The following is a 24920-nucleotide window of genomic DNA, read 5'->3' as shown; positions in this document are numbered from 1 at the left end:
AGGCAAGAAAAAAGGGAGATGGAAACCCATCTCCCCTGATCCTTTTCCTGGCTTGGCCAGACACCGGTCCCGAGATGGGTGCCGGTGTTCTCGTGCGGAACCGGCTACTCCGCTGCCTTCGTCATCGGGTTCACCGATACGTAGGTTCGGCCATTGGCTTTTTTGTTGAAGGTGACTGCGCCAGCTTCGAGCGCAAACAGCGTGTGGTCCGTGCCAATGCCGACATTGGTGCCGGGATGCCACGTCGTGCCACGCTGACGAATGATGATGTTGCCCGGAATCACGGCTTCGCCGCCAAACTTCTTCACGCCGAGTCGCTTGGAATGGGAGTCGCGACCGTTGCGCGACGATCCGCCAGCTTTCTTGTGTGCCATCTAACTACTCCGATGCGCCGTGAGGCGCCTAAACGATCTTATGAACGCGTTCGCGTTCCGTTTCAAGTCCGATCCGGCGACGATTGCGCCGGTTCGTTCTACTTTTTCGCCAATTCCTTGGCCTGCTCGCGCCAGTCCTTGATCTGGTCGGCGCTGAACGGCATGTGCTCGTCGATCTTGGCGACATCCTTGTCGGACAGTTTGGCGATCTGTGCGAAGGTCGTGATGCCCTGTTCGTTGAGCTGGCCGGCTGCAACCGGGCCGATGCCCTTGATCACGGTCAGATCGTCCGGTTCGCCCTTCGGTGCCTTGAACAGCGGAGCGGCGGTTTCGGTTGCCTTGGCCTCGGTTTCCTTCGGCGCAGCCTCTGCGTTGGCTTCCTTCTTGGGAGCAGCCTTTACCTCAGTCTTGGCGGCGGCCTTCTTCGCCGGCTTGGCGCCATCCAGCAGGATCTCGGCGATCCTGACGGTGGTCAAAAGCTGACGATGGCCGATCTTGCGGCGCGAATTCTGCCGGCGGCGCTTCTTGAAGGCGATGACCGTGCGGTTCTTGCCCTGTTCGACGACTTCGGCGGTGACCAAGGCGCCGTCGACGAACGGCGCACCGAACGTGACGTTCTCGCCCTCGCCATGCGCGAGCACCTGGCCGATCTCGACGATATCGCCGACATTGGCTTCGAGTTTTTCGATCTTCAGGAGATCGTTGGCGGCAACGCGATACTGCTTGCCGCCCGTTTTGATGACTGCGAACATTTTTTGCCTTTCGCTGTTCGGTCGGCCTTGATGAACCGCCTTAGGCGGTTCGGCCGTCTTTTTGTCAGTCTGCGGGTTCAAAAAACAAGCGGCGCGGAAGATCCCTCCACGCCGATTGCGCGCTGTCCCTAACCGAAGGTTCGGTTTGAGTCAAGGCAAGCGCCGCGGGCAAGCTGCAAACGGGTGAGCCCAGTCCTTGCAAATATCGAGCAGCGGCTGCCGGAGGCTCGAAGGAAGCAGGGACAGAAGCTGCGGCGACGGGGCAGATTGGCCCTTGTAACCTGCCTGTCCAGCCGTTATCTAGTGCGCCGCGCCGGCAACGGCGGACCATGACCGCGGAGAGGTGGCAGAGTGGTCGAATGCACCGCACTCGAAATGCGGCATGGGTGCAAGCCCATCGGGGGTTCGAATCCCTCCCTCTCCGCCACTTCGGAATGGTACGACCCGAGCCATAGATAACTGCATCTCTCATCGCGCCGGTAATGGCTTAAGATCGCGGCCTATGCAGCCTTCCGCCGCAATTGGCTCACACTTAGCCACACCGCCGAAACCAGAAAGTAGAGGGCGCCTACTGCGGCATAGCCGGCCACGTTGCTGATGGATGGCGGCATCGGCATCCGCGCCTGCACGATGAAAAAGGTGCCTGCCAGCGCTGATTGCCCTCCGCTCAGGATCATCGCCCACTGTGCACCAGAGCTCTTCCAACGGCGGACAGCGGTGCCGAGTTGAAGCAGGCCGGACAGGATCGCCCATAGGCCGAACACCCCGAGCACCCAATTCATGCTCATCTTCAGCGCAACAACGACCGCGAGCGTTGTCGCCACACTGACCACGACGTTGATGGTCTGCGTGCGATTCTGTCCCAATCCTCCGCTGCGCGATGCGTCGACAAAATTGGCCAGGGCATCCCATGCAGGATAAGCCACGAGTAACACCGCCGCGATCTCCCCGGAATTCTGTCCCACCGTAAAGGCAGCCGCCACCCAGGCAGCCGAGAACGCCGTCCGAGCGAAGTAATAGAGCTTGAGCCATTGTTCCTGGCTGGCACGGGAAAGATCGCGATTGTGAACCGTCATTGGATGTCCTTTCGACTAGTAGGTAGAGAGTCTTGACGAACGTCGCGGAGCCGTTACGGCTATGGTTGGTTGAGATCTTAGTGTCGTATGTGGAGGGAACGCGGAGCGAGCCGCTCCAGGAGCGGGCCTGTTATGACGCCGAATATCGTCGGGTCGCCATAGGCCCGTGCCGAAAGCATCGCGCCGTGGACAGTCGCCATGAACGCTTCAGCCTCGGCGCGAGGGGTACTCATCAGTTGAAATTGGCCGCGCCGCGCGCCGCGCTCCAGCACGGATGTAAGCCAAGCCGACAGGGAGCGGAAATGCGCCCGGACCTCAAGGCTGACTTCCTCGGGCAGAACGGGGAGCTCGCTTGCCAACAGCGCGCAGATACAAAACGGGGCGCTGGCGTCCGCAATGCAGGCTTCCCAATACCTGGCATAGATCCGCAACTGTTCGAGCGGATCGGATTCGTGAAGTTCGACATTTGCCATCCCCGCTTCAGCTTCTTCCCGATACCCCGCAACCAGCGTCCGAACCAGATCGACTTTGCTTGGGAAATGGTGATGGATGCTCGCCTTACGGATCCCGACCACATCAGCGATGTCGGCATAACTGAAACCGTTGTAGCCGCCAGCGACGATCAGAGAACGCGCACAAGCCAGGATGTCGTCAGAGGTGGTAGACAAGTTGCTCATGCCCGTACCTACCTTCTGGTAGGATGGCCGTCAAGCCTACTTGCAAAGCGAGTAGCGTGAAATTGGGTGGCTTTGGCGTAGACGTCATTCGATCTTCATTGATCTCGGCTCGCCATAAATTCAGAAAGCGCCGGGTGTTTGTCGATCGAGGTAGCCATCCCACTTCGGGGAGGAGGGCATCGCCCTCCGGCCGACCGGATCATTGCGATCGCCGGGCGGCACTAGGCGTTTGCACTGACTGCGCTATCTCCCCATCGTTAGCCTTGTTCTATCGCTGGTTGAAGACTGGGAGGTTTCCATGGATCGGCGACTATTTTTGACAGGAATGTTTGGCATTGCCGGGGCCGCGGCCCTTGCAAGCACAGTTCGGCCAATCAACGCAGTGGCCGGCGTTCCAACTGCCAGAAGCGGCATTCTCGATGAACTCGAGGCGCCGGATGTCGAAACCTTCGACGACGACGAAACTCAAGCCGAGTTGCAACCAGTCTATCATCGCCGGTGGCACCGGCCGCGTCGGCGCCGCCGGCGTGCTTGGAGAAGGGTCTGTCGCGTTTACTGGCGAAATGGCTATCGGCGCAGGCGGTGCTTCCGCAGGCGCGTGTGGGTCTGGTTTCGATTCTAGCAACTGGCCGGCTTGAACCCTGGCCATTGCGGCCGGGGTTCAAGCCTCGGCGACCGTTAGCGCCCTTGGAGAGTTTGTCTAAGGGCGCCCGAGGAGGCTGACGGTGTTTGCAGGTTTCAGAGCCACCAGCTTGCGACTGGACGATACGACCATTTTCGCAAGGGTTGGTGGCACCGGTCCGCCGCTGCTGCTTCTTCACGGTTTTCCAGAAACGCATCTGATGTGGAGGGATATCGCCGCAGCCTTGGCGCCCCACTTCACGGTGGTCGCCGCCGACCTTCGAGGCTATGGGCAAAGCGGATGCCCGGTTTCCTCTGCCGATCATAGCCCATACGCCAAGCGCGCCATGGCCGGCGACATGGTTCAGGCCATGAAACAGCTGGGGTTTGAGCGGTTCATGGTTGCCGGGCATGACCGTGGCGGGCGGGTTGCCTATCGCCTGGCGCTCGACCATCCCGACAAAGTGCTCAAAATCGCCGTCCTCGACATCATCCCCACCGCCGCAACATGGGATCGGGCGGATGCCAAACTGGCGCTCGGCTTCTGGCCCTGGAGCCTTCTTGCCCAGCCGGAGCCCCTGCCGGAGCGTCTGATAGGCGCGGCTCCCGATGCCGTCGTCGACGATGCAATAACGCAGTGGGGATCGTCGGCGAAAATGGTCTCCAAAGAGGTCAGGGACGCCTATGTTGATGCGCTTCGCGATCCCGCGCATATTCACGCCATCTGCGAAGAGTATCGCGCCGCTGCGACGATCGATCGTGAACATGACGCGCTGGACCAGGTAAACGGTCGTCGCATCGAGTGTCCGCTACTGGCGCTTTGGAGTGGCGAAGGCGCCCTGGAGAACTGGTATGCGCAAGAAGGCGGGCCGCTGGCCATTTGGAGGAAATGGGCCGACAGGGCGGAAGGACGCGCTGTCCAAGGCGGGCATTTTTTCCCAGAAGAGCACCCCGAAAAGATCGCAGCGGCACTCTCGGAATTCTTCGAGGATAAACAGGACGGTCAGCACAGAGTATTGTAGAGGTCACATGCTTCAGTTACGCCGAACCTCGGGAGTGCTTCGCGGCCTGAGATCGAGAACCCTCCGAAATTCGCTCGGCCGGCGTCAACGTGCTTAAAAAGAAAATGAAGGCGATCTCCACGGCCGCGCCTCTGATATGCAGCCTGATGTTTGTCGGAAGTTGCGCATCGCCTTTGCCTGCATCCTTCGATGCTGCGAAATACGACAAGATGAGTTGCGTCGAGCTCAACGTGGCGATGGGCGCTGTCGCCGACGAAATGTCGGCGACAGCCATCGCTCGCGGCAAAGTCGTCCACACCAACATTCCGGGCTGGCTGTTGGGAGGGCAGCGTGTCGCCTCTGCTGTTACTGCCCGCCAGAGTGCGAAGATCGAGCGCTTGCGGCAGCAGGAGGCTGCGATTGCGGCGGCGAGGCGAAGCAGGTGCTGATTACGTCACTGAAGTGGGTCTTCAGCCCGCCACACCAGATTGATGCGCAGCGATCGCGCCGAGGAATATCTCGCCGAAATCCTTGAGCTTGGCGGCGCCGACGCCGTTGACCGCGGCGAAGGCGTCCAGATCGCGCGGGCAGCGTTCGGCCATATCGATCAGTGTACGATCCGAAAAGATCACGAAGGCCGGCACCTGGCGTTCCCGGGCAAGACGCAGCCGTACAGCCTTGAGCGCGGCCAGCAGCACCGAATCCAGACCTTCCGTGCCTGCTGCGGTATCCTGTGCGGTCCGTATCTTGCCTCGCGATGACTGGCGCGCGTCCACGCGATACCGGAACGATGCCTCGCCCCGAGCCAGCGCACGGCCCTTCTCGGCAATGGCGACGCCGCCATGGCCGGTTGAGTCCAATGTCAGAAACCCTCCCGCGACGAGCTGGCGCACCAGCGACAGCCACACATTTTTCTTGTGCGCGACACCGGTGCCGAAGCTGGCAAGCCTGTGGTGGCTCCTGTCCAGGACCTTCTCGGTTTCGTGGCCGAGCAGAACATCGACGACATGGGCGGCGCCAAAGCGCTCGCCGGTCTGTGCGATCGCCGCCAAGATGATCCGCGCCTCCGCTTCGCCATCCGCATGCGGCCCCTGGTCGAGGCAGTTGTCGCAATTGCCGCAAGGCGAAGCACTCTCGCCGAAATAGCCAAGCAGGATCTGACGGCGGCACTGCGTCGTCTCGCAATAACCGATCAGCGTATCGAGTCGGCCATGCGCGCGCCTTTTGTGCTCAGCCGGCGCGTCCTCGTCTTCGATGAAAAGCCGACGCATGCGGATATCGCCGAGACCGAAGAGCATATGTGCCTCGGCCGCCCGCCCATCGCGGCCCGCCCGCCCGATTTCCTGATAATAGGCCTCCAAGCTGCCCGGCAGGTCGGTGTGGAAGACATAGGCGACGTCCGGCTTGTCGATCCCCATGCCAAAGGCGATGGTCGCCACCATCACCACGCCGGACAAGGTCATGAAGGCGTTTTGATTCGCTTCACGCGCGTCCTTGCTCATTCCGGCATGATAGGCGAGCGCGCGTACGCCGTTCCGCTCGAGGAACGCCGCCATCTCTTCGGTCTTTTTGCGCGACAGGCAATAGACGATCCCGCTGCGGCCTGCATGGCGCTGCACGAAGTTTAGCAATTGGCGCTTGCTGTCCTGCTTGGGCTCAATGCCTAGCTTGATGTTCGGCCGGTCGAAGCCGAGCACCACCGTATCGACGCGCCCGTCGAACAGTTGCGCGGCAATGTCGGTGCGCGTCGTCTCGTCCGCCGTCGCCGTCAGCGCAATGATCGGCACTTTCGGGAAGATATCACGTAGTCTCGACAATTCTTCGTATTCGCGCCGGAACGCCGGTCCCCATTGCGAGATGCAATGTGCCTCGTCGATGGCGATCAGCCGGACATCGAGCTTGGTCAACGCCTCGAGCATTCGCACGGTCATCAACCGCTCCGGTGCAAGATAGAGCAGGCGCGTCTGGCCTGCGGCGACACGGCGCCATGCAGCGACATTGGCATCGCGGTCGAGCGAGGAATTGATCGTATCGGCCGCCACGCCGGCAAGCCGCAATGCGGCGACCTGATCCTGCATCAGGGCCACCAGCGGCGAAACGACAATGGTGAGCCCGCCCAGCACCAGCGCCGGGACCTGGTAGCAGAGCGATTTGCCGGCGCCGGTCGGCATGACAGCCAGCACATGATGCCCGGCCAGCAACGCCTCCATCACGGCCGCCTGGCCGAGACGAAAATCATCGAAGCCGAATACATCCTTCAGGACGCGCCGCTTGGAATCCTCCACCGGGACGCTCGCCGCTATCTGCATTAGGGAACTTTCGGGGATACGACCTGCCGAAATTCGCCGGCGAATCGCCAGATGATTGCCTGGACAGCAGATTCGAACATTTATCGACCCCTCTGGTCCTGTCCGCGGCACCGCCCGAGGCGAACTTCTCTCTCATTGGCCGATATCAGACCGTCCTTCCAGCCCCTATTCGCTTTGGCTGTGAATATCGCACCGCCTCGGAGCGGTTAATCCTATCTTCACCATCATTCGGCAGGTTCAGGTTCTGCGGTGATGTTTTGAGTACCGCGGCGCCACAAGCGCCCAGGCAACACGCCCGCGTCTCTCCGGAGGCGCGGGTTTTTTCGTTCTGAGAACCGGTTGCCTGATCTTCGGGCCCACAGCTCAGTCGAGGAAATCGGCGCGGTGCGGCGTAAAGCTGTCGACCAGTCGTCCCGCCTGCAGCGCCTTGACGCCATGGACAAGGTTGGAAGGAACGATGAAGCTGCTTCCTGCTCCCAGGATCTCGGTCCTGCCGTCGATGGTGACCTCGAAGCGCCCTTCAGCGACGTAGCTCGCCTGGACGTGCGGGTGCGAGTGCAGCGCGCCGACGCCACCCTTGTCGAAACCAAACTCGACCATCATCAGCTCGTCCGTGTGCAGGAGCACGCGCCTGCGGTTGCCATCCGGCGTCGGCGTCCATGCGCCTTCACCGGCATGCGAGAAGATTTTGGTTCCGGTCATCGCCAAACTCTCATCTTTGGTTGTTCATCGCGCCAGCCAGCCGCCGTCCACCGGCATCACCGCGCCATGCATATAGTTCGACGCCGGCGCCAGCAGGAAGACGGCTGCGTCGCCGATGTCTTCCGGCGCGCCCCAGCGCCCGGCCGGAATGCGCGCCAGGATCGACGCGCTGCGGTCGGGATCGGCGCGCAGCGCCTCGGTATTGTTGGTCTCGATATAGCCCGGCGCAATGCCGTTGACATTGATGCCCTTTGCCGCCCATTCGCAGGCAAGCAGCCGGGTGATGCCGAGCACGCCATGTTTGGAGGCGGTGTAGGAGGCAACGCGGATGCCGCCCTGGAAACTCAGCACCGAGGCGATGTTGACGATCTTGCCGCGCCGCCCCGGCTCGGCAAGGACACGCCTGGCAAAGCGCTGGCTGAGGAAGAACACCGTCTTGAGATTGACGCCGATGACGTCGTCCCAGTCGGCTTTGGTCAAGTCGACCGCATCGGCACGCCGGATGATGCCGGCATTGTTGACCAGGCCATCGAGCGGCCCCGTATCATCCCAGACGCGGTCAAGCATCGCCTGGGCAGCGGCATCGTCGCCAAGGTCGCAGCGGACTGCCTCGAAGCGGCCGCCGGCCGCCGCAATCTTCTCCGCCGTCTCGTCCATCGCCGACCGGCCAACGCCGACCACCGCGCCACCGGCGCGCGCGATCGACACGGCGATGCCCTGGCCGATGCCGGTATTGGCGCCGGTAACGAGGATGCGCTTGCCGGCAAGGCTGAACGCAGAGAGTTCGCTCACCTGAGCTCCTCCATCATTACCAGGTCGACGTCGGTATAGTCGACATTGTCGCCGGCCATCGCCCAGATGAAGGCGTAGTTCGAGGTGCCGGCGCCCGAATGGATCGACCATCCCGGCGACAGCACCACCTCCTCGTTTCGCATGACGAGATGGCGCGTTTCGTCCGGCTCGCCCATGAAATGAAACACCCGCGCCGCCTCCGGCAGATCGAAATAGAGATAGGCTTCCATGCGCCGGTCATGCACATGGCATGGCATGGTGTTCCAGACCGAACCGGAGGCAAGCTGCGTCATGCCGACGACAAGCTGACAGGTCTTTACCCCATCGGCATGGATGAACTGGAAGATCGAGCGCTCGTTGGAGGTCGCCTGGCTGCCGAGATCGAGCCGCTTGGCATCGCCGATGCGGATCAGCCGGTTGGGATGGCCCTGATGCGCCGGCGCGCTGAGCAGGTAGAATTTAGCCGGCGCTGCCGGATTGGTCGCAGCGAACGATACCTCATCCGTGCCCATGCCGAGATAGAGCATGTCGCGCGCCGGCAGCTCGTAGGATTGACCGCCGGCTTTCACGATGCCGGCACCGGCGATGTTGACGATGATCATCTCACGGCGGTCGAGAAAATTCTTGGTCCCGGTCGGCTTGATCGCCTGCAGCAGCAGCGGCGTACCGGCGGGCATGGCGCCGCCGACGATCATGCGGTCGTAGTGGGTGTAGGTCAGGCCGATGCGGCCGGGCCGGAACAAGCCCTCGATCAGGAAATTGTGTCGCAGTTCGTCCGTTCCCATGGCAGCGGCAGAAACGGGATCGATGGCGAAGCGGGAGGTGAAATCCGTATGATTGTCAGTGTGATTCATTGCTGTCCCATGGGGCTGCCTCAATTGCTTATTCAGTTCCCGCGGCCTTGACCGAGTCGGCATAAAAAACCTGGCGCGCGTGCAGGCGCTCGCGATAGCGCTGCTGGCTGGCACCGAGATGCGCGCGCATCGCCTCCCGGGCCGCCTCCGCATCGCCTGCCGAGATGGCCTTGAGGATCACCAGATGCTCACGTTGCAGGCCGCGCTGGTAGGCGTCCGATTGGGCGATCTCGGTCGACCATGGCGAGGTCACGTCGCAAGGAATGGCGCGCCGGCCGAGCACGTCGAGCATCTCGACATAGAACGGATTGTTGGTGGCGCTGGCGATTGCGCGGTGGAAAGCAAGGTCGGCCGGTCCCGTCGGCTCGCTGTTGAGGAGCAGCCGTTCGAATTCGAAGAAGGCTTCCTGGATCGCCGCTTCCTGCGCGGCGTTGCGGCGGATGGCAGCGAGCCCGGCGGATTCGATCTCGATCGCCAACCTGACTTCGAGCACGTTGAGGGCGATCGAATCCTTGCTGCCCATCTCCGCTGCCAGAGCACCGAATGCTGTCGAGATATGCTCGGTGACGAAGACGCCGGCGCCTTGGCGCGGCTCGACCAGGCCGTCCGCGGCAAGTTTGGCCAGCGCTTCGCGTATCACCGTGCGGCTGACCCCGAAGGTCTCGGTCAACTGGCCCTCGGTCGGCAGCTTCTGCCCTGGCTGGATCTCGCCCGCCTGCAGTTGCTTGCGGATCGCCGCAACGACGGTTTCCGAAAGTTTCGGTCTTCGTTCGACGCGGAGGCCGGCTGCGGTGTCTGAGGCCATGTCGCACCTCCTATTTGAAGACGCTCGGCAGCCACAGCGAAATGGCCGGAATGTAAGTGACGAGCCCCAGCACCACGAGGCCTGCGCCATAGAACGGCCAGATCGAGCGCATCGATTCCCAGACGGATATCTTGCCCACTGCGCACGCCACGAACTGCACCGCGCCCACCGGCGGCGTGTTCAGCCCGATGCCGAAATTGAGGATCATGATGATGCCGAAATGCACCGGATCGACGCCGTAGGCCTGCGCCACGGGCAGGAAGATCGGCGTACAAATGATGATCGTCGGCCCCATGTCCATAAAGGTGCCGAGGAACAGCATCAGGAGGTTGAGCAGGAGAAGCACGACCAGCGGATCGTCCGAGATCGCGTTCATAGAGGCGATGAGCGCTGCCGGCACTTTCAGGAACGCCATCAACCAGGAGAACGCCGCCGCCATGCCGATGATGAGCAGCACCATGGCCGTGGTGCGCACGGCGCCGTAGGTGGCATGAACGAAACCTTCCCAGGTCATCTGCCGGTAAACGAAGACGGTTACGAACAACGCATAGATGACGGCGATACAGGAACTCTCGGTAGCCGTGAACACGCCCGATCGTACGCCGCCGAAGATGATCGCGATCAGCAGCAGGCCGGGCACCGCGACGGCGAAGAGATGCGCAACGGCGGTGAAGCCCGGAAACGGCTCGGTCGGATAGCCGCGGGAGCGCGCCACGAAATAGGCGGTGATCATCAGTGACAGGGCCAACAGCAGGCCCGGGATGATGCCGGCCGTGAACAGATCGGCGATGGAGATCTTTCCGCCTGCCGAGATCGAATAGATGATCATGTTGTGCGACGGCGGCAGCAGCAGCGCGATCAGCGCCGCCATCGATGTAACGTTGACGGCGTAGTCCGCTCCATAGCCGCGCGCCTTCATCTGCGGGATCATCAGGCCGCCTACCGCCGCTGCCTCCGCCACCGCGGAGCCCGAAATGCCGCCGAACAGTGTAGCGGTGGCGATGTTGACCTGCCCGAGGCCGCCGCGCAAATGACCGACGAGCGAGCCGGCGAAGGCAACGATCTTGCTGGCGATGCCGCCGCGCACCATCAAGTCGCCGGCGTAGATGAAAAACGGAATGGCCAGCAGCGAAAAGACGCTCATGCCGGAATTCAGTCGCTGGAACACGATGAGCGGCGGCAGGCCCATATAGAGGACGGTGGCAAGGCTTGCGACGCCGAGGCAGAAAGCGATTGGCGTGCCGATAAGCATCAGCAGGGTGAAGACGCCGAACAGAATCCACAGTTCCATGGCGTCAGACCTTCACGTTCGCGGTGTCGAGTTCGGCCGCGACTTCGGCCGGCGGCAGTTCATCGAGGGCATCGTCGATCGGCGCACCGGAGAGGCGAAGCACGATGCGCTCCAGCGTGAAGAGCACGATGAGCGCGCCTCCCGCGACAAGCGGGACGTAATCCCAGCCCCCCGATATGCCGAGTGACGGCAAGGTAGAGCCCCAGGTCAATGCGACCAGCTGGCTGCCATACCAGATCATGCCGATGCCGAAGGCGAGCGCGACGAGGTCCGAAATCATCCGCAGCCAACGCTTGCCGCCTTTCGGCAGCACGTAGAGCAGGACGTCGAAGCCAAGATGGTAGTTCTCGCGCACACCGACGGCGGCGCCGAGGAAAATGAACCAGCTCATCAGCATCACCGAGCCCGGCTCGGTCCAGCTCGGCGAGCGGTTCAGAACATAGCGGCCGAACACCTGCCATGCGACGAAGGCGGTCATCAGCACCAGCCCGATGCCGGCGATCGACAGCGCCGCCGTGCTGACGCGCGACATCACTTGCGCGACGCCGGACAGGAGCGGTCTTGGTTTTGGGCTGGAAGTCACCGGTTTTCTCCGCAAGAGGATGGCGGCGCGGAATGTCCGCGCCGCCGCCTGATCACTGCACGGCCTTGATGGCTTCGACCATGGCCTTCAGCTTGTCGTCCTTGACGTGCTTCTCGTAGACCGGCCCCATCGCGTCGATGAAGGGCTGCTTGTCCGGCGTCGTGATCTGCGAACCTGCTGCCTCGACCTTGGCGCGCGATTCCTTGACCTTGGCGGTCCACAGCTCGCGCTGCTTGGCGACGCTTTCTTTGGCGGCCGCCTTGAAGATCGCCTGGTCTTCCGGCGTCAGCTTGTCCCAGCTCGACTTCGCCATGACGAAGGCTTCCGGCACCATCGTGTGCTCGTCGAGCGAATAATACTTGGCGACTTCCGCGTGCTTGGCAGTGTCGTAGCTCGGAAAATTATTCTCCGCGCCGTCGATGACCCCAGTCTCGATCGCCGAATACACTTCGCCATAAGGCATCGGTGTCGCGTTGGCGCCGAGTGCCGCCACCATGTCGACGAAGATGTCGGACTGGATGACGCGAAACTTCATCCCGGCCATATCGGCTACAGTGTTGATCGGCTTCTTCGAATTGTAGAAGGAGCGGGCACCGCCGTCGTAAAAGGCGAGCAGCACCAGCCCGACCTGGTCGAACGCCGCCGCGATCTGGTCGCCGATCGCCCCGTCCATGACTTTGTGCATATGCTCTTCCGAACGGAAGATGTAGGGCAGCGAGGGCACGGTGGTCTCGGGGATGAGCCCGTTGAACGGCGCCATCGAAACACGGTTGAGATCGATCACGCCGGTGCGCACCTGCTCGATCGTGTCCTTTTCCTCGCCAAGTTGCGCGGAAGGATAGATCTCGACCACATAGCGGCCGGCGGTGCGCTCCTTCACCAGCTCGCCGAAATATTTGACCGCCTCGACCGTCGGATAGCCATCCGGGTGGGTGTCGGACGAGCGCAGGACCGTCTGGGCGCTTGCCGATCCGGCCAGCAGTGCGGCGGCAACTAGCGTAGCTCCCGCCAGTCTAGAAAAATGCAGCATTGGTTTCCTCCCGTTTTGAAACGATGGCGGCAAGCGCCGTTAGAGCCGGTACGCCTTTTTCGCGAGCGTATAGGCAAGTTCCTGCGCCAGCTCGTGCGCCTCGTCTTCGCCGAGCCGATGCTCAGTGACGAGACGCGCCAGAAAAGCGCAATCGACCCGGCGCGCCACATCATGGCGGGCCGGTATGGATGGGAAGGCGCGGGTGTCGTCGTTGAAACCGACGGTGTTGTAGAAACCGGCGGTTTCGGTGGTCATCTCACGGAACCTGCGCATGCCTTCGGGGCTGTCGTGGAACCACCAGGCCGGCCCGAGCTTCAATGCCGGGTAGACGCCGGCGAGCGGCGCCAGCTCGCGCGCATAGCTGGTCTCGTCGAGGGTGAAGAGGATGACGGTGAGGTCGCGTTCCAGCCCGACACAGTCGAGCAGCGGCTTCAGCGCCGTCACATAATCGGTTCGGGTCGGGATGTCGAAGCCTTTATCCCTGCCGAACTTCTGAAAGATAGAAGGCGAATGATTGCGCCAGGAGCCGGGATGGATCTGCAGGACCAACCCGTCGTCGCGGCTCATCTTGGCCATCTCGGTCAGCATCTGGGCGCGAAACAGTTTTCGCTCGCGCTCGTCGTCCGAGCCCCGGCGGACACGGTTGAACAGCTCCGCGGCGGCGGCATCCGAAAGATTGGCGGTGTCGGCCGTCGGATGGCCGTGATCGGAGGACGTCGCACCGAAACTCTTGAAGAAGGCGCGCCGCTGGCGATGCGCATCGAGATAGCCGGCCCAAGTGCCGGTGTCGCAGCCGGTGATCTCGCCAAGCCGGTCGAGATTGGCCGAAAAACCTTCGAAATCGGGATCGACGACCGCATCCGGCCGGTAGGCGGTGACGACGCGGCCCTGCCAGCCGCTGTCGCGGATCGTTCGATGCCATTGGAGATCGTCGAGCGCGCCCTCCGTCGTCGCGATGACCTCGATGTTGAAGCGCTCGAACAGCGCCCGAGGGCGATAGTCTTCACGCTGCAGCAGCGTCGCGATCGTGTCGTAATGGCGGTCGGCTGTCTTGGCATTCAGCGGCTCGCCGATGCCGAACAGATGGGCGAGCACATGGTCGAACCACAGCCGGGTCGGCGTACCCCGAAACAGGTAATAATGCTCGGCGAAGCGCCGCCAGATCGTTCTGCCGTCGGTCTCCACCGGCGAGCCGTCAAGCGTTGGCACCCCAAGGTCCTCAAGCCGAACGCCCTGGCTGAACAGCATGCGGAAAATGTAGTGGTCCGGCACGATCAGCAATTGCGCCGGATCGGGAAACGCCTCGTTGAGCGCATACCAGCGCGGATCGGTGTGGCCGTGCGGGCTGACGATCGGCAGATCCTTGACCGCCGCGTAGAGATCGCGGGCCAGCGAAAGCGGGCGCGCCTCGGCGGCAAACAGCAAGTCCGGATCCGTCAATGCGGCCACGTAAATCCTCCCAACCCGGACATCGGTAGGGTTGGAAAGAAATAATGTCAACATACAAAAACTGGGTTGTTGTATGATGACTTTTCGTCGGCCATTGCCCATTGTGCGTGACGGCATCGGGTGTTACGCCGCCTGCCAGCAGGGACCCAACAATCTCGATCAGACACGTGGCGCAATGACCAACAGACGCCTTTCCAACAGTACGCTGAAGGCACTGCCGGCTTCGGTCGCGGTTCCGCGCTACGCCCGCGGCGGCGTCGCACCGGGCATCGTCCATCTCGGCGTCGGTGCGTTCCATCGCGCCCATCAGGCGGCCTATGTCGACGACTGCCTGGCGGCGGGCGAGGCGGACTGGGGCATTGTCGGCGTGTCCTTGCGCAGTCCAGACACGCGCGACGCACTGGCGCCGCAGGATGGCCTCTACACGCTGGCGATCAGGAGCAGCATCGGCGAAGAGCTGCGCGTCATCGGTTCGATCCTGTCGCTGCTGGTGGCGCCGGAAGATCCGGCTGCGGTGCTCGCCGCTCTGACGGATCAGCGCACCCGCATCGTCACGCTCACGATCACAGAAAAGGCTTATCTGAGAGCAGCCGGCGGCGGTCTGGACAGCACCCATCCGGACATCGTCCATGATTTGGCTAACCCGCAAATGCCACGGACGGCGCATGGTTTTCTCACCGAAGCGCTGTCGCGCCGCCGTTTCGCCGGCATCAAGCCTTTCACCGTGCTCTGCTGCGACAACCTTCCGGCCAATGGCGCTACGCTGCACCGCCTGCTGGTCGAATTCGCAGCACTGCGCGATCCCGGCCTTGCCGGGCACATCGCCGACGGCGTCGCCTTCCCGTCGAGCATGGTCGACCGCATCGTGCCGGCGACCACCGATGCCGACCGGGCGCGTATCGCCGTCGAGCTCGGCGTCGAGGATGCCTGGCCGGTGATGACCGAGCCGTTCTGCCAATGGGTGGTCGAGGATGATTTCCCGGCAGGCAGGCCGGTCTGGGAAGAGTTCGGCGTCACCATGGTCGGCGACGTCGGGCCCTTCGAGGACATGAAGCTGCGGCTGCTCAACGGTTCGCATTCGGCAATCGCCTATCTCGGCCTGCTCAGCGGCTTCGACACGGTCGACCGCGCCTTTGCCGATCCGGCGATCCGACAATTCGTCGACGGACTATGGGCCGAGGCTATCCCGACACTGCCGCAGGACGCCGGGCTCGATACGGCCGGCTACACGGCCCAGCTCGCCGAACGCTATTCGAACACCGCGCTCGCCCATCGCACGGCGCAGATCGCCAATGACGGCAGCCAGAAGCTGCCGCAGCGCATAGTCGCCTCGGCCCTCGATCGACTGAGCGCCGGTGACCCGCCCGCGCATCTCATGTTGGTGGTGGCGGCCTGGATCGCCGCTTGCGAGGCGCGCGGCAAAACCTTGCCGGAAGCCCATTTTACCGACCCGATCGACACTCCGCTTACGGCGCTCGGCAGCCGGCCGGCTGATGAAACGGTGACAGCGATATTCGATCTCGCCGGCTTCGCCAAAGACCATTCCCACCGCATGACACTGATCGATCTGACGGCAGCCCATCTCGAGCGCCTGCGGCGGGGCGGACCTGCCGCTGCCTTCGCGGCGCTTGGCATACGGAGTGAGAAGCCATGAGACAAACCTGGCGCTGGTTCGGGCCAGACGATCCGGTGACGCTTGCCCATGTCCGTCAAGCCGGCGCCGTCGGCATCGTCAGCGCGCTGCATCACCTCAATGACGGCCGCGCCTGGCCGGCGGACGAGATCGCCAGGCGCAAGGCCGACATCGAGGCAGCGGGCCTGACCTGGGATGTGGTCGAAAGCATTGTCGTCCATGAGGACATCAAGACCCGCAGCGGCAACTGGCGCACCCTGATCGACAATTACAAGGCGTCGGTCCGCTCCGTCGCCGCCGCCGGGATCAATACCGTCTGCTATAATTTCATGGCGATCACCGACTGGACGCGCACAGACCTCGATTATCCCATGCCGCATGGCGGCACGGCGCTGCGCTTCGATGTCGTCGAGCTCTGCGCCTATGACGTCTTCATCCTTGAGCGAGAAGGGGCGGAGGCCGATCACCCGCCGGCCCGCGTCGAAGCCGCGCGTGTGCGACTGCAAGGACTGAGCGACAGCGACAAGGCAAGGCTGGAGCGCAACCTGATCGGCTGGGTCCCGGCGCGCGAATTCATCTTCGATCGGGCAAGCTTCCGCCGCGCCCTCGACCTCTACAAGGACGTCTCCACCGAAGGCCTGCGCGAAAACCTGTTTGCCTTCCTGCGCGAGATCGTGCCGGTGGCCGAAGAGGTCGGGGTCAGGATGGCGATCCACCCCGACGATCCACCTTTTTCGCTGTTCGGCCTGCCGCGCATCGTTTCCAATGCTAATGATGCCCGCGCGCTGCTCGACGCCGTCGCTTCGCCGGCCAACGGGTTGACGCTGTGCACCGGCTCCTACGGGGCGGGCGCGCAGAACGATCTGCCGACGATGGCCAAGGCCTTCGCCGAAAACATCCATTTCGCCCATCTGCGCAACGTCACCAAGGAGCCAGACGGCTCCTTCCACGAAGCCGAGCACCTCGACGGCGACACCGACATGGTGGCGGTCGTGTCGGCGCTGATTGGCGAAGAGCGCCGGCGCAAGGCGGCAGGCAGGGCGGACTGGCAGATTCCGATGCGCCCCGACCATGGCCACGCCATCGTCGACGACATCGGCAAGAAGGTGAACCCCGGCTATTCCTGCATCGGCCGCCTGAAGGGCCTCGCCGAACTGCGCGGCGTCATGCGCGCAGTGGAGGCGCTGACAGTTTGAGCTATTTGCCTGAAGGATCCAATATTTGTCGGGAAGAATAGTCGACGCCCTTGGAATTCCAGAACAGCCGCACGGCCTTGCCGACCAGATTTTCATAGGGGACAAAACCCACCAGGAAGCGGCTATCGTTGGAGTTGTCGCGATTGTCCCCCAATGTGAAATACTCTGCCGTAGGCACCACAAACTCGCGTGTGTCGTCGCCGATCGAGTTGCCTAAGTCGATTACCGAATAAGAAATGCCCTCCGGCAGTGTCTCCCGCTGGAGCTTGGCCGACTGTACTTCGCCGGAGGAATAGTCACCGACATCCTCTAGCTTCACTGGCACGCCATTGATGTGGAGCACCCCGCCCACCATCTGAATCCTATCGCCGGGCAAGCCGATGACTCTCTTGACGTACTCTATGTCCGGTTCAGATGGCAGCCTGAACACCATAATATCTCCTCGCCTTGGCTCGGCGCCGAATATCCGGCCGTCAACAGGCAGCAGTCCAAACGGGACGCTATAGCGGCTGTAGCCGTAGGCGAATTTGGAAACGAAGAAATGATCCCCGTCCGCCAGCGTTGGAACCATGCTGCTGGACGGCATGGAGAACGGCTGGAATAGGAACGCGCGCATCGCAAATGCGGCCGGATACGTGGTCAGAAAGACGAGCACCAGCACCGAAAGCCCGTGCGCGTACCATCTGTCCGGCTTGAACCGGTGCGCGAAGGGAACAACGATCGCTGCCCACAGGGCCATCAAACCGATCCCTGAAAAATTGGCCCACCAACCAAGATCGACGCCAGGCAATACCGGAAAGCCAATGTAAATAAGCGCGAAAACGACGACGCTGATCACCACCAGGCTGACGACGGCCAGTTTGCCGCTGCCGATCCACAGAAAGCCGCCGAACGGACCGCCGAAGGCTGACACCAAGGCCGTCGACCACAGGGATCGCGAAGCTGTTTCTCGTTGCGCTGTTTCTTCCGTCACGGCCACCCCTCAATGCCCAGGCAGCCAGACTGTCCACCAAACAAAAAAGCGGGGCAAGCCCGCTTTTTCAGTCGGTCATTTGAGCGAACCTCAAGCCGGCAGGATGGCGCCTTCGAGCGTGGTGAGTTGGCTAAGGAACTGCTCGGCCTTGCTGCGGGTCTGATCGTCCTTGGCGTCGGCGGCGTCTTCTTTTGCCTCTTGGATGCGGCGGGCAAGGTCGGCGCGGTCGATGTCGCCGACGGCCACAGCCGATTCCGCCAGCAGCGTGCAGCCGGCCGGAACGATGTCGGCAAAGCCGCCGAACACCACATAGCGCTCTTCCTTGCCTTGCGCGGTCTTCAGCGTAACGACGCCCGGCTTGATTGTGGTCATGACCGGGGCGTGATGCGCCATGACAGTCATCTCGCCTTCGGCGCCCGGGATGACGACGGATTCGACTTGCTCGGAAACCAAGAGGCGCTCCGGCGAGACCAGTTCGAATTTGAAAGCTTCAGGCATGATCAATTTAGCGAGTAGAGAATAGGAAACTAGGCAGTAGCAACTGGCCCTAACCGGCCCACATCACGCAGCTGCTATTCCCTAACCACTACCGACTACTCCCTATTCCCTAAATTAAGCCGCTTCGGCGGCCAGGCGCTGTGCCTTCTCGACCGCTTCCTCGATGCCGCCGACCATGTAGAAGGCCGCCTCCGGCAGATGGTCGTAGTCGCCGTTGCAAAGGCCCTTGAAGCCCTTGATGGTGTCGGCGAGGTCGACCAGCTTGCCCGGTGCGCCGGTGAACACTTCGGCGACGAAGAAGGGCTGCGACAGGAAGCGCTCGATCTTGCGGGCGCGGGCAACCGTCTGCTTGTCCTCTTCCGACAGCTCGTCCATGCCCAGGATGGCGATGATATCCTGCAGCGACTTGTAGCGCTGGAGAATCGACTGCACCTGGCGGGCGACCTGGTAATGCTCTTCGCCGACGACCATCGGGTCGAGCATGCGCGAGGTCGAATCGAGCGGATCGACGGCGGGATAGATGCCCTTTTCCGAAATCGCGCGGTTGAGCACGGTCGTCGCGTCGAGGTGGGCGAACGATGTCGCCGGTGCCGGGTCGGTCAGGTCGTCGGCCGGCACATAGATCGCCTGCACCGAGGTGATCGAGCCCTTGGTCGTCGTGGTAATACGCTCCTGCAGCGCACCCATGTCGGTGGCCAGCGTCGGCTGGTAGCCCACGGCCGAAGGAATGCGGCCGAGCAGCGCCGACACTTCCGAACCCGCCTGCGTGAAGCGGAAGATGTTGTCGACGAAGAACAGCACGTCCTGGCCCTGGTCGCGGAAATATTCGGCAACCGTCAAGCCGGTCAGGCCGACGCGGGCGCGGGCGCCCGGCGGCTCGTTCATCTGGCCATAGACGAGCGCCGCCTTGGATCCTTCGCCGCCGCCCTTCTTGTTGACGCCGGACTCGATGAACTCGTGATAGAGGTCGTTGCCTTCGCGGGTGCGCTCGCCGACGCCGGCGAACACCGAGAAGCCGCCATGCGCCTTGGCGACGTTGTTGATCAGTTCCTGGATCAGCACCGTCTTGCCGACGCCGGCGCCGCCGAACAGGCCGATCTTGCCGCCGCGGGCATAGGGGGCCAGCAGGTCGAGCACCTTGATGCCGGTGACCAGGATCTGCGCTTCCGTCGACTGCTCGACATAGGTCGGCGCCGGCTGGTGGATCGAGCGCATCTCGATGCCGTCGACTGGGCCTGCCTCGTCGACCGGCTCGCCGATGACGTTAATGATGCGGCCGAGCATGCCCGGGCCGACCGGCACGGTAATCGGTGCACCGGTGTCATAGACGTCCTGGCCGCGGACCAGCCCTTCGGTCGAGTCCATGGCGATGCAGCGCACGGTGTTCTCGCCCAGATGCTGGGCAACCTCGAGCACCAGGCGATTGCCGACGTTGATCGTCTCAAGCGCGTTCAGGATCGCCGGCAGATGTTCGCCGAACTGGACGTCGACAACGGCGCCGATGACCTGCCGAACCTTGCCGGCCAGGCCGGTTTTCTTGATGGTGGCGGCCGGCGTATTCACAGCGGCGGCCTTGGTTGCTGCCGCCTTCTTGGCCGGAGCGGCCTTGGTTGCCGCCGCAGCCTTTGCTGGTGCCGCGGCCTTAGGGGCTGCCGTCTTCGGGGTCGCTGCTTTCGCCATCGTCTTTACCCTTTTCGTCTCTTTGTTTCTCACACGCTTGAGGTCGATGACCTCCTTGTGAGCGTGCCTAGAGCGCCTCGGCGCCCGAAATGATTTCGATCAATTCCTTGGTGATCTGCGCTTGCCGCTGGCGGTTGTAGGTGATCGACAATTTGTTGATCATGTCGCCGGCGTTGCGCGTCGCATTGTCCATGGCGCTCATCTTGGCGCCCATCTCGCCGGCAGCATTCTCGAGCAGCGCGCGAAAAACCTGCACGGAAATGTTGCGCGGGATGAGATCGGAGAGGATTTCGCCCGGCTCCGGCTCGTATTCGTAGACGGCGCTGCCGCCATCCTTCACTTCCGCGGCAGCCGAAGGCGCGCCCGCCGGGATAATTTGCTGCGCCGTCGGGATCTGGCTGATCACCGACTTGAACTGTGAATAGAACAGCGTGCAGATGTCGAAGCCGCCTTCGTTGAACAGGTGGATCACCTTCTTGGCGATGGCGTCGGCATTGACGAAGCCCAGCGTCTTGACCTCGCGCAGATCGACACGCTCGATGATCAATGCCCCGTAGTCGCGGCGCAATATGTCGAACCCCTTCTTACCGACGCAGATGATCTTGACCTGCTTGCCGTCGGCCAGAAGCTTGCGGATGTGGTCGCGGGCAAAACGGGCGATCTGCGAATTGAAGCCGCCGCACAGACCACGTTCGGCCGTGCAGACGACAAGCAGATGCACGTCGTCCTTGCCGGTGCCGGTCATTAGCGCCGGGGCATCGCCGCCGCCGCCGATCGCCTGGGTGATGTTGGCCAGCACCGCGCCCATGCGCTCCGAATAGGGACGCGCCGCTTCCGCCGCTTCCTGCGCGCGACGCAGCTTCGCCGCGGCGACCATCTGCATCGCCTTGGTGATCTTCTGCGTCGCCTTGACCGAGGCGATACGGTTACGAAGGTCTTTTAACGAAGGCATGCTTCAAACCTGATCCCGTCCGTCCTGCTCAAGCAAAGGTCTTGGCGAAGGCGTCGATTTCCGCCTTCAGCCTGGCGCGCAGATCGTCGGACAGCGCCTTCTCCTTGCGGATGCCGTCGAGCACGTCCTTGCCGGCCGAGCGCATATGCGACAACAGGCCATGCTCGAACTTGCCGACCTGGTTGATCGCCAGCTTGTCGAGATAGCCGTTGACGCCGGCGAAGATCACCGCGACCTGCTCCTCGACTTTGAGCGGCGAGAATTGCGGCTGCTTCAACAGCTCGGTCAGGCGCGAGCCGCGGTTGAGCAGGCGTTGCGTGGCGGCATCGAGGTCGGAGCCGAACTGCGCGAAAGCAGCCATCTCGCGGTACTGCGCAAGCTCGCCCTTGATCGATCCGGCAACCTGCTTCATCGCCTTGATCTGCGCCGAGGAGCCGACGCGCGACACGGACAGGCCGACATTGACCGCCGGACGGACGCCCTGGAAGAACAGATTGGTTTCCAGGAAGATCTGGCCGTCGGTGATCGAGATGACGTTGGTCGGGATGTAGGCCGAAACGTCGTTGGCCTGCGTCTCGATGATCGGCAGCGCCGTCAGCGAACCGCCGCCATTTTCGTCATTGAGCTTGGCGGCGCGCTCAAGCAGGCGCGAGTGCAGGTAAAAGACGTCGCCCGGATAGGCCTCGCGGCCCGGCGGACGGCGCAGCAGCAGCGACATCTGGCGATAGGCGACGGCTTGCTTCGACAGATCGTCGTAGCTGATCAGCGCATGCATGCCGTTGTCGCGGAAATATTCGCCCATGGTGCAGGCGGTGAACGGCGCCAGGAACTGCATCGGCGCCGGATCGGAGGCGGTCGCGGCGATGATGATCGAATAGTCGAGCGCGCCGCGCTCTTCCAGGACCTTGACGAACTGCGCCACCGTCGAGCGCTTCTGGCCGACGGCGACATAGACGCAGTACAGCTTTTCCTTCTCAGGGCCGTTGTCGTGCACCGATTTCTGGTTGAGCATGGTGTCGAGGATGATCGCGGTCTTGCCGGTCTGGCGGTCGCCGATGACCAGTTCGCGCTGGCCGCGGCCGACCGGGATCAGTGCGTCGATGGCCTTGAGGCCGGTCGACATCGGCTCGTTCACCGATTTGCGCGGGATGATGCCGGGCGCCTTGACGTCGACGCGCTTGCGCTCGGTGGCCTGGATCGGGCCTTTGCCGTCGATCGGGTTGCCGAGCGCGTCGACGACGCGGCCGAGCAAGCCCATGCCGACGGGCGTATCGACGATGGCGCCGGTGCGCTTGACGGTGTCGCCTTCCTTGATGTCGCGGTCGGCGCCGAAGATGACGACGCCGACATTGTCGGCTTCGAGGTTGAGCGCCATGCCGCGGATGCCGCCGGGGAACTCGACCATCTCGCCGGCCTGGACATTGTCGAGACCGTAGACGCGGGCGATACCGTCACCGACGGACAGCACCTGGCCGACTTCGGAGACCTCGGCCTCCTTGCCGAAATTCTTGATCTGGTCTTTCAGAATTGCGGAAATTTCCGCGGCGCGGATGTCCATCAGCCGACCTCTTTCAGTGCAAGCTTGAGCGAATTGAGTTTGGTTTTGAGCGACGTATCGATCTGGCGCGAGCCGATCTTGACCACCAGTCCGCCGAGCAGCGACGGATCGACGGTGACCGAGATAGCCACGTCCTTGCCGGCGACGCTTTTCAGCGCCGCTTTCAGCTCGGTTTCCTGGGCAGGCGTCAGCGCATGCGCCGAGGTGACCTCGGCAGCGGTCTCGCCACGGTGTTCGGCGGCGATCTGGCGGAACGCCTTGATCATGCCGGGCACGGCAAACAGCCGGCGATTCTGGGCAACGACGCGCAGGAAATTGCCGGTGAGGCCGGTAATCCCTGCTTTGTCGGCGATCGCGGCGATCGCCTTGGCCTGGTCCTCGCTGGAGAAGACCGGGCTCCTGATTAGCCGCGAAAGGTCAGCGCTGCCTTCGAGCATGGCTTCGAACCTGTTGAGGTCGGCCTCGACGCTCGCGACCGAATTGGCCTGCAGCGCGAGTTCGAACAGCGAACCCGCATAGCGTTCTGCGACACCTGAGATTGGCGATGACGATTGGGCCACGGACCGTCTTTTCTCTTGTCTGACAGGCCGCAGATTGTTGGCGCGAGCAAAAACTCTGGCTAAATCTTTGACCTTACTGCATTTTTCCAAGCACGGAGGCGCGGCTTCCGCTATCCCCGGTCGAAAGTCGATTGCCGTCTAGCACAGGCATTTTCAGACCGCAATGCGTCGTCCGGCATGGTTTTCAGGCACTATTGTCGCATCCGCTAGCCGAGTTCAGCAACCAACCCCGGATTGATCCCTGATTCAGGGCAAAAAGCCGAAGGCGAAGGCAAGCGGCAGCGCCGCCAGCACCAGCTCGACGACGATGGAAGCCCAGTTGAACGGCGTATTGGCGCCATCCGACATCATCGACAGCAGCCGGCCGAAGGCGGTGAACAGCCAGGAGAAGCCGAGCGCCATGTAGAGCAACGGCTGCGCTAGGAGGATGCAGCACAGGCTGACGCCGAGATAAAAGCCCGACATCCGGCCGCGCCCCTCGGCGATCGCCGCTGCCTTCTCCGGTCTGACCTGCAGCCGCAGGATGCGGAATGCCGGCTGTGGCGCCAGGAATAGCAATAGGCCGAGCAATAAGGTCGCGACCGCACTCGACCACGCCAACCACTCGCCCTGGCTCATCGGCCACGGAAACGTAAATTCCATCTTGCCCCCTCGTAGATGCATCCCTGAAATCTCGGGCAGTTTAGCGAAGCAAGAGACATTCGCCAGATAGATATTGGCCACGCAGGCGCGATCTCTTCAGCGGGCGATAAGAGGTCGCCGCCGATTCCAGTTCATCCCGTCGAGCAAGCTAGGGCTGTTCCTTTCCTGTATAGTTGCTATATATTATGACCACATGAGACCACAGGAGAGCGGTTGTGAAAACGATGCAGGTTCGGGATGCCAAGGCAGGATTCTCGGCGCTCGTCGAGGCCGCAGAGAACGGCGAGCCAACCATCATTACGAAGCATGGTAAACCAGCGGCGGCGATCGTCTCGATCGAGGATGTTCAGAAGCTATACCCCGTTAAGCGCCGGAACTTTGGGGAATTTCTTTTGACCTATCCCGGAGGGATAGAACTTGAGAGGAACGAAGCACCCTCGCGGGATGTCGATCTTTGAACGGCTATCTCATCGATACATCGATTCTATCCGCCTTCGCGCCCGGAAAGCCGGTGCTTGCAAAAGACATCTCCACCTGGATCGCGACCCAAGGCGAAAAGCAGACGCTGTTCGTGCCTGTAATAGCAATCACCGAAATCGAGAAAGGCATACGCAAGCTCGATCGTGCCGGGGCCACAAGACGGGTGGAGGGTCTTACTGACTGGCTCAACGATCTCATCGAAGGATTTGCTGATCAAATCCTAGCGGTCAACGCCGATGTGGCTCGAAGAGCCGGGCAGATGGAGGAAGCAGCCTCTGCACACGGGAAGAATCCGGGGCTTGCCGACATATTGATCGCCGCTACGGCGGCAGTTAACGAGCTTACCGTCATTACGGCCAACGTCAGGCATTTTGAGGCGCTCGATGTGGGGTGTTGGGATATACTGCGAGACCCGCCTGCCGCCGACTAATG

The 24920-nt window shown here is 62.4% G+C and carries 26 protein-coding genes and 1 tRNA gene; 7 read left to right on the top strand and 20 right to left on the bottom strand.

What is annotated here, in order from left to right:
• Window positions 1-104 precede the first annotated feature (104 nt).
• Entirely contained in the window at window positions 105-374 is a 270-nt protein-coding gene (rpmA, locus tag NKJ72_RS23365) for a 50S ribosomal protein L27 (protein WP_023678077.1), read from the bottom strand.
• Window positions 375-472: 98 nt separating this feature from the next.
• Entirely contained in the window at window positions 473-1126 is a 654-nt protein-coding gene (locus tag NKJ72_RS23360) for a 50S ribosomal protein L21 (protein ID WP_352479596.1), read from the bottom strand.
• Window positions 1127-1463: 337 nt separating this feature from the next.
• On the opposite strand from NKJ72_RS23360, the gene NKJ72_RS23355 reads away from it, so the two are divergent.
• A tRNA-Ser gene (locus tag NKJ72_RS23355) sits at window positions 1464-1553 on the top strand.
• 73 nt (window positions 1554-1626) lie between these two features.
• On the opposite strand, the gene NKJ72_RS23350 is transcribed toward NKJ72_RS23355, so the two are convergent.
• Entirely contained in the window at window positions 1627-2202 is a 576-nt protein-coding gene (locus NKJ72_RS23350; protein ID WP_352479595.1) for a DUF308 domain-containing protein, read from the bottom strand.
• A gap of 77 nt (window positions 2203-2279) precedes the next feature.
• On the bottom strand, window positions 2280-2879 hold the full coding sequence (locus NKJ72_RS23345) for a TetR/AcrR family transcriptional regulator (protein ID WP_352479594.1): 600 nt from the start codon (window positions 2877-2879) through the stop codon (window positions 2280-2282).
• Between the two features lie 725 nt (window positions 2880-3604).
• On the opposite strand from NKJ72_RS23345, the gene NKJ72_RS23340 reads away from it, so the two are divergent.
• Together NKJ72_RS23340 and NKJ72_RS23335 are read left to right on the top strand one after the other, a co-directional pair.
• Window positions 3605-4522 carry an alpha/beta fold hydrolase gene (locus tag NKJ72_RS23340; protein ID WP_352479593.1) on the top strand — a complete coding sequence of 306 codons (918 nt, stop codon included), beginning with the start codon at window positions 3605-3607 and terminating at the stop codon, window positions 4520-4522.
• Window positions 4523-4695: 173 nt separating this feature from the next.
• A complete protein-coding gene (locus tag NKJ72_RS23335; RefSeq protein WP_352479592.1) occupies window positions 4696-4950 on the top strand; it encodes a hypothetical protein in 255 nt (84 codons plus the stop codon).
• A gap of 21 nt (window positions 4951-4971) precedes the next feature.
• Here NKJ72_RS23335 and recQ read toward each other — a convergent pair whose 3' ends face one another.
• The 9 genes from recQ to uxaC form a co-directional block, all read right to left on the bottom strand.
• The gene (gene recQ / locus NKJ72_RS23330) at window positions 4972-6810 is read right to left on the bottom strand and encodes a DNA helicase RecQ (RefSeq protein ID WP_352479591.1); all 1839 of its coding nucleotides are present in this window, start codon (window positions 6808-6810) and stop codon (window positions 4972-4974) included.
• A gap of 363 nt (window positions 6811-7173) precedes the next feature.
• Complete coding sequence (locus NKJ72_RS23325) at window positions 7174-7512, bottom strand: cupin domain-containing protein (protein ID WP_352479590.1); 339 nt, start codon at window positions 7510-7512, stop codon at window positions 7174-7176.
• 24 nt (window positions 7513-7536) lie between these two features.
• Entirely contained in the window at window positions 7537-8304 is a 768-nt protein-coding gene (gene kduD / locus NKJ72_RS23320) for a 2-dehydro-3-deoxy-D-gluconate 5-dehydrogenase KduD (RefSeq protein WP_352479589.1), read from the bottom strand.
• A complete protein-coding gene (gene kduI / locus NKJ72_RS23315; protein ID WP_352479588.1) occupies window positions 8301-9158 on the bottom strand; it encodes a 5-dehydro-4-deoxy-D-glucuronate isomerase in 858 nt (285 codons plus the stop codon). The genes kduD and kduI overlap by 4 nt, the downstream gene beginning before the upstream one ends.
• A 28-nt stretch (window positions 9159-9186) precedes the next feature.
• Window positions 9187-9963, bottom strand: coding sequence for a FadR/GntR family transcriptional regulator (locus tag NKJ72_RS23310; RefSeq protein WP_254820462.1), 777 nt, complete (start codon window positions 9961-9963; stop codon window positions 9187-9189).
• Window positions 9964-9973: 10 nt separating this feature from the next.
• On the bottom strand, window positions 9974-11254 hold the full coding sequence (locus NKJ72_RS23305) for a TRAP transporter large permease (protein WP_352479587.1): 1281 nt from the start codon (window positions 11252-11254) through the stop codon (window positions 9974-9976).
• A 4-nt stretch (window positions 11255-11258) separates the two neighbouring features.
• Window positions 11259-11786 (bottom strand): TRAP transporter small permease, encoded by a 528-nt coding sequence (locus NKJ72_RS23300; RefSeq protein ID WP_352479635.1) that lies wholly within the window; start codon window positions 11784-11786, stop codon window positions 11259-11261.
• A 103-nt stretch (window positions 11787-11889) separates the two neighbouring features.
• Window positions 11890-12867 carry a TRAP transporter substrate-binding protein gene (locus NKJ72_RS23295; RefSeq protein WP_352479586.1) on the bottom strand — a complete coding sequence of 326 codons (978 nt, stop codon included), beginning with the start codon at window positions 12865-12867 and terminating at the stop codon, window positions 11890-11892.
• Window positions 12868-12906: 39 nt separating this feature from the next.
• Window positions 12907-14316 carry a glucuronate isomerase gene (gene uxaC, locus NKJ72_RS23290; RefSeq protein ID WP_352479585.1) on the bottom strand — a complete coding sequence of 470 codons (1410 nt, stop codon included), beginning with the start codon at window positions 14314-14316 and terminating at the stop codon, window positions 12907-12909.
• Window positions 14317-14491: 175 nt separating this feature from the next.
• Between uxaC and NKJ72_RS23285 the strand changes: the two genes are divergently transcribed.
• Window positions 14492-15970 carry a mannitol dehydrogenase family protein gene (locus NKJ72_RS23285; protein ID WP_352479584.1) on the top strand — a complete coding sequence of 493 codons (1479 nt, stop codon included), beginning with the start codon at window positions 14492-14494 and terminating at the stop codon, window positions 15968-15970.
• Complete coding sequence (gene uxuA, locus NKJ72_RS23280; RefSeq protein WP_352479583.1) at window positions 15967-17145, top strand: mannonate dehydratase; 1179 nt, start codon at window positions 15967-15969, stop codon at window positions 17143-17145. The genes NKJ72_RS23285 and uxuA overlap by 4 nt, the downstream gene beginning before the upstream one ends.
• 1 nt (window position 17146) lies before the next feature.
• On the opposite strand, the gene lepB is transcribed toward uxuA, so the two are convergent.
• From lepB to NKJ72_RS23245, 7 genes are all read right to left on the bottom strand, one after another.
• Window positions 17147-18118: a signal peptidase I gene (gene lepB, locus NKJ72_RS23275; protein ID WP_502901888.1), complete on the bottom strand. Its 972-nt coding sequence runs from the start codon at window positions 18116-18118 to the stop codon at window positions 17147-17149.
• A 90-nt stretch (window positions 18119-18208) separates the two neighbouring features.
• Window positions 18209-18616 (bottom strand): F0F1 ATP synthase subunit epsilon, encoded by a 408-nt coding sequence (locus NKJ72_RS23270; RefSeq protein ID WP_254820456.1) that lies wholly within the window; start codon window positions 18614-18616, stop codon window positions 18209-18211.
• Window positions 18617-18730: 114 nt separating this feature from the next.
• Window positions 18731-20296, bottom strand: a complete 1566-nt coding sequence (atpD, locus tag NKJ72_RS23265; protein ID WP_352479582.1) for a F0F1 ATP synthase subunit beta — start codon at window positions 20294-20296, stop codon at window positions 18731-18733.
• 67 nt (window positions 20297-20363) lie between these two features.
• Entirely contained in the window at window positions 20364-21248 is an 885-nt protein-coding gene (locus NKJ72_RS23260) for a F0F1 ATP synthase subunit gamma (protein WP_254820454.1), read from the bottom strand.
• A gap of 28 nt (window positions 21249-21276) precedes the next feature.
• Window positions 21277-22806, bottom strand: coding sequence for a F0F1 ATP synthase subunit alpha (gene atpA / locus NKJ72_RS23255; RefSeq protein WP_254820453.1), 1530 nt, complete (start codon window positions 22804-22806; stop codon window positions 21277-21279).
• Window positions 22806-23366: a F0F1 ATP synthase subunit delta gene (locus tag NKJ72_RS23250; protein ID WP_352479581.1), complete on the bottom strand. Its 561-nt coding sequence runs from the start codon at window positions 23364-23366 to the stop codon at window positions 22806-22808. The genes atpA and NKJ72_RS23250 overlap by 1 nt, the downstream gene beginning before the upstream one ends.
• A 246-nt stretch (window positions 23367-23612) precedes the next feature.
• Window positions 23613-24008, bottom strand: a complete 396-nt coding sequence (locus NKJ72_RS23245; protein ID WP_352479580.1) for an AGROH133_08824 family phage infection protein — start codon at window positions 24006-24008, stop codon at window positions 23613-23615.
• Between the two features lie 215 nt (window positions 24009-24223).
• Here NKJ72_RS23245 and NKJ72_RS23240 point away from each other — a divergent pair, with 215 nt between their 5' ends.
• Both NKJ72_RS23240 and NKJ72_RS23235 read left to right on the top strand, forming a co-directional pair.
• Window positions 24224-24466 carry a type II toxin-antitoxin system Phd/YefM family antitoxin gene (locus NKJ72_RS23240; protein WP_352479579.1) on the top strand — a complete coding sequence of 81 codons (243 nt, stop codon included), beginning with the start codon at window positions 24224-24226 and terminating at the stop codon, window positions 24464-24466.
• Window positions 24463-24918, top strand: a complete 456-nt coding sequence (locus NKJ72_RS23235; RefSeq protein WP_352479578.1) for a PIN domain-containing protein — start codon at window positions 24463-24465, stop codon at window positions 24916-24918. The genes NKJ72_RS23240 and NKJ72_RS23235 overlap by 4 nt, the downstream gene beginning before the upstream one ends.
• Window positions 24919-24920: the final 2 nt, after the last annotated feature.

Source organism: Mesorhizobium sp. M0045, assembly GCF_040323385.1.
GTDB lineage: Bacteria > Pseudomonadota > Alphaproteobacteria > Rhizobiales > Rhizobiaceae > Mesorhizobium.
Note: the sequence above shows the minus strand (reverse complement) of the source record. Positions and strands in the feature narration are given on the sequence as shown.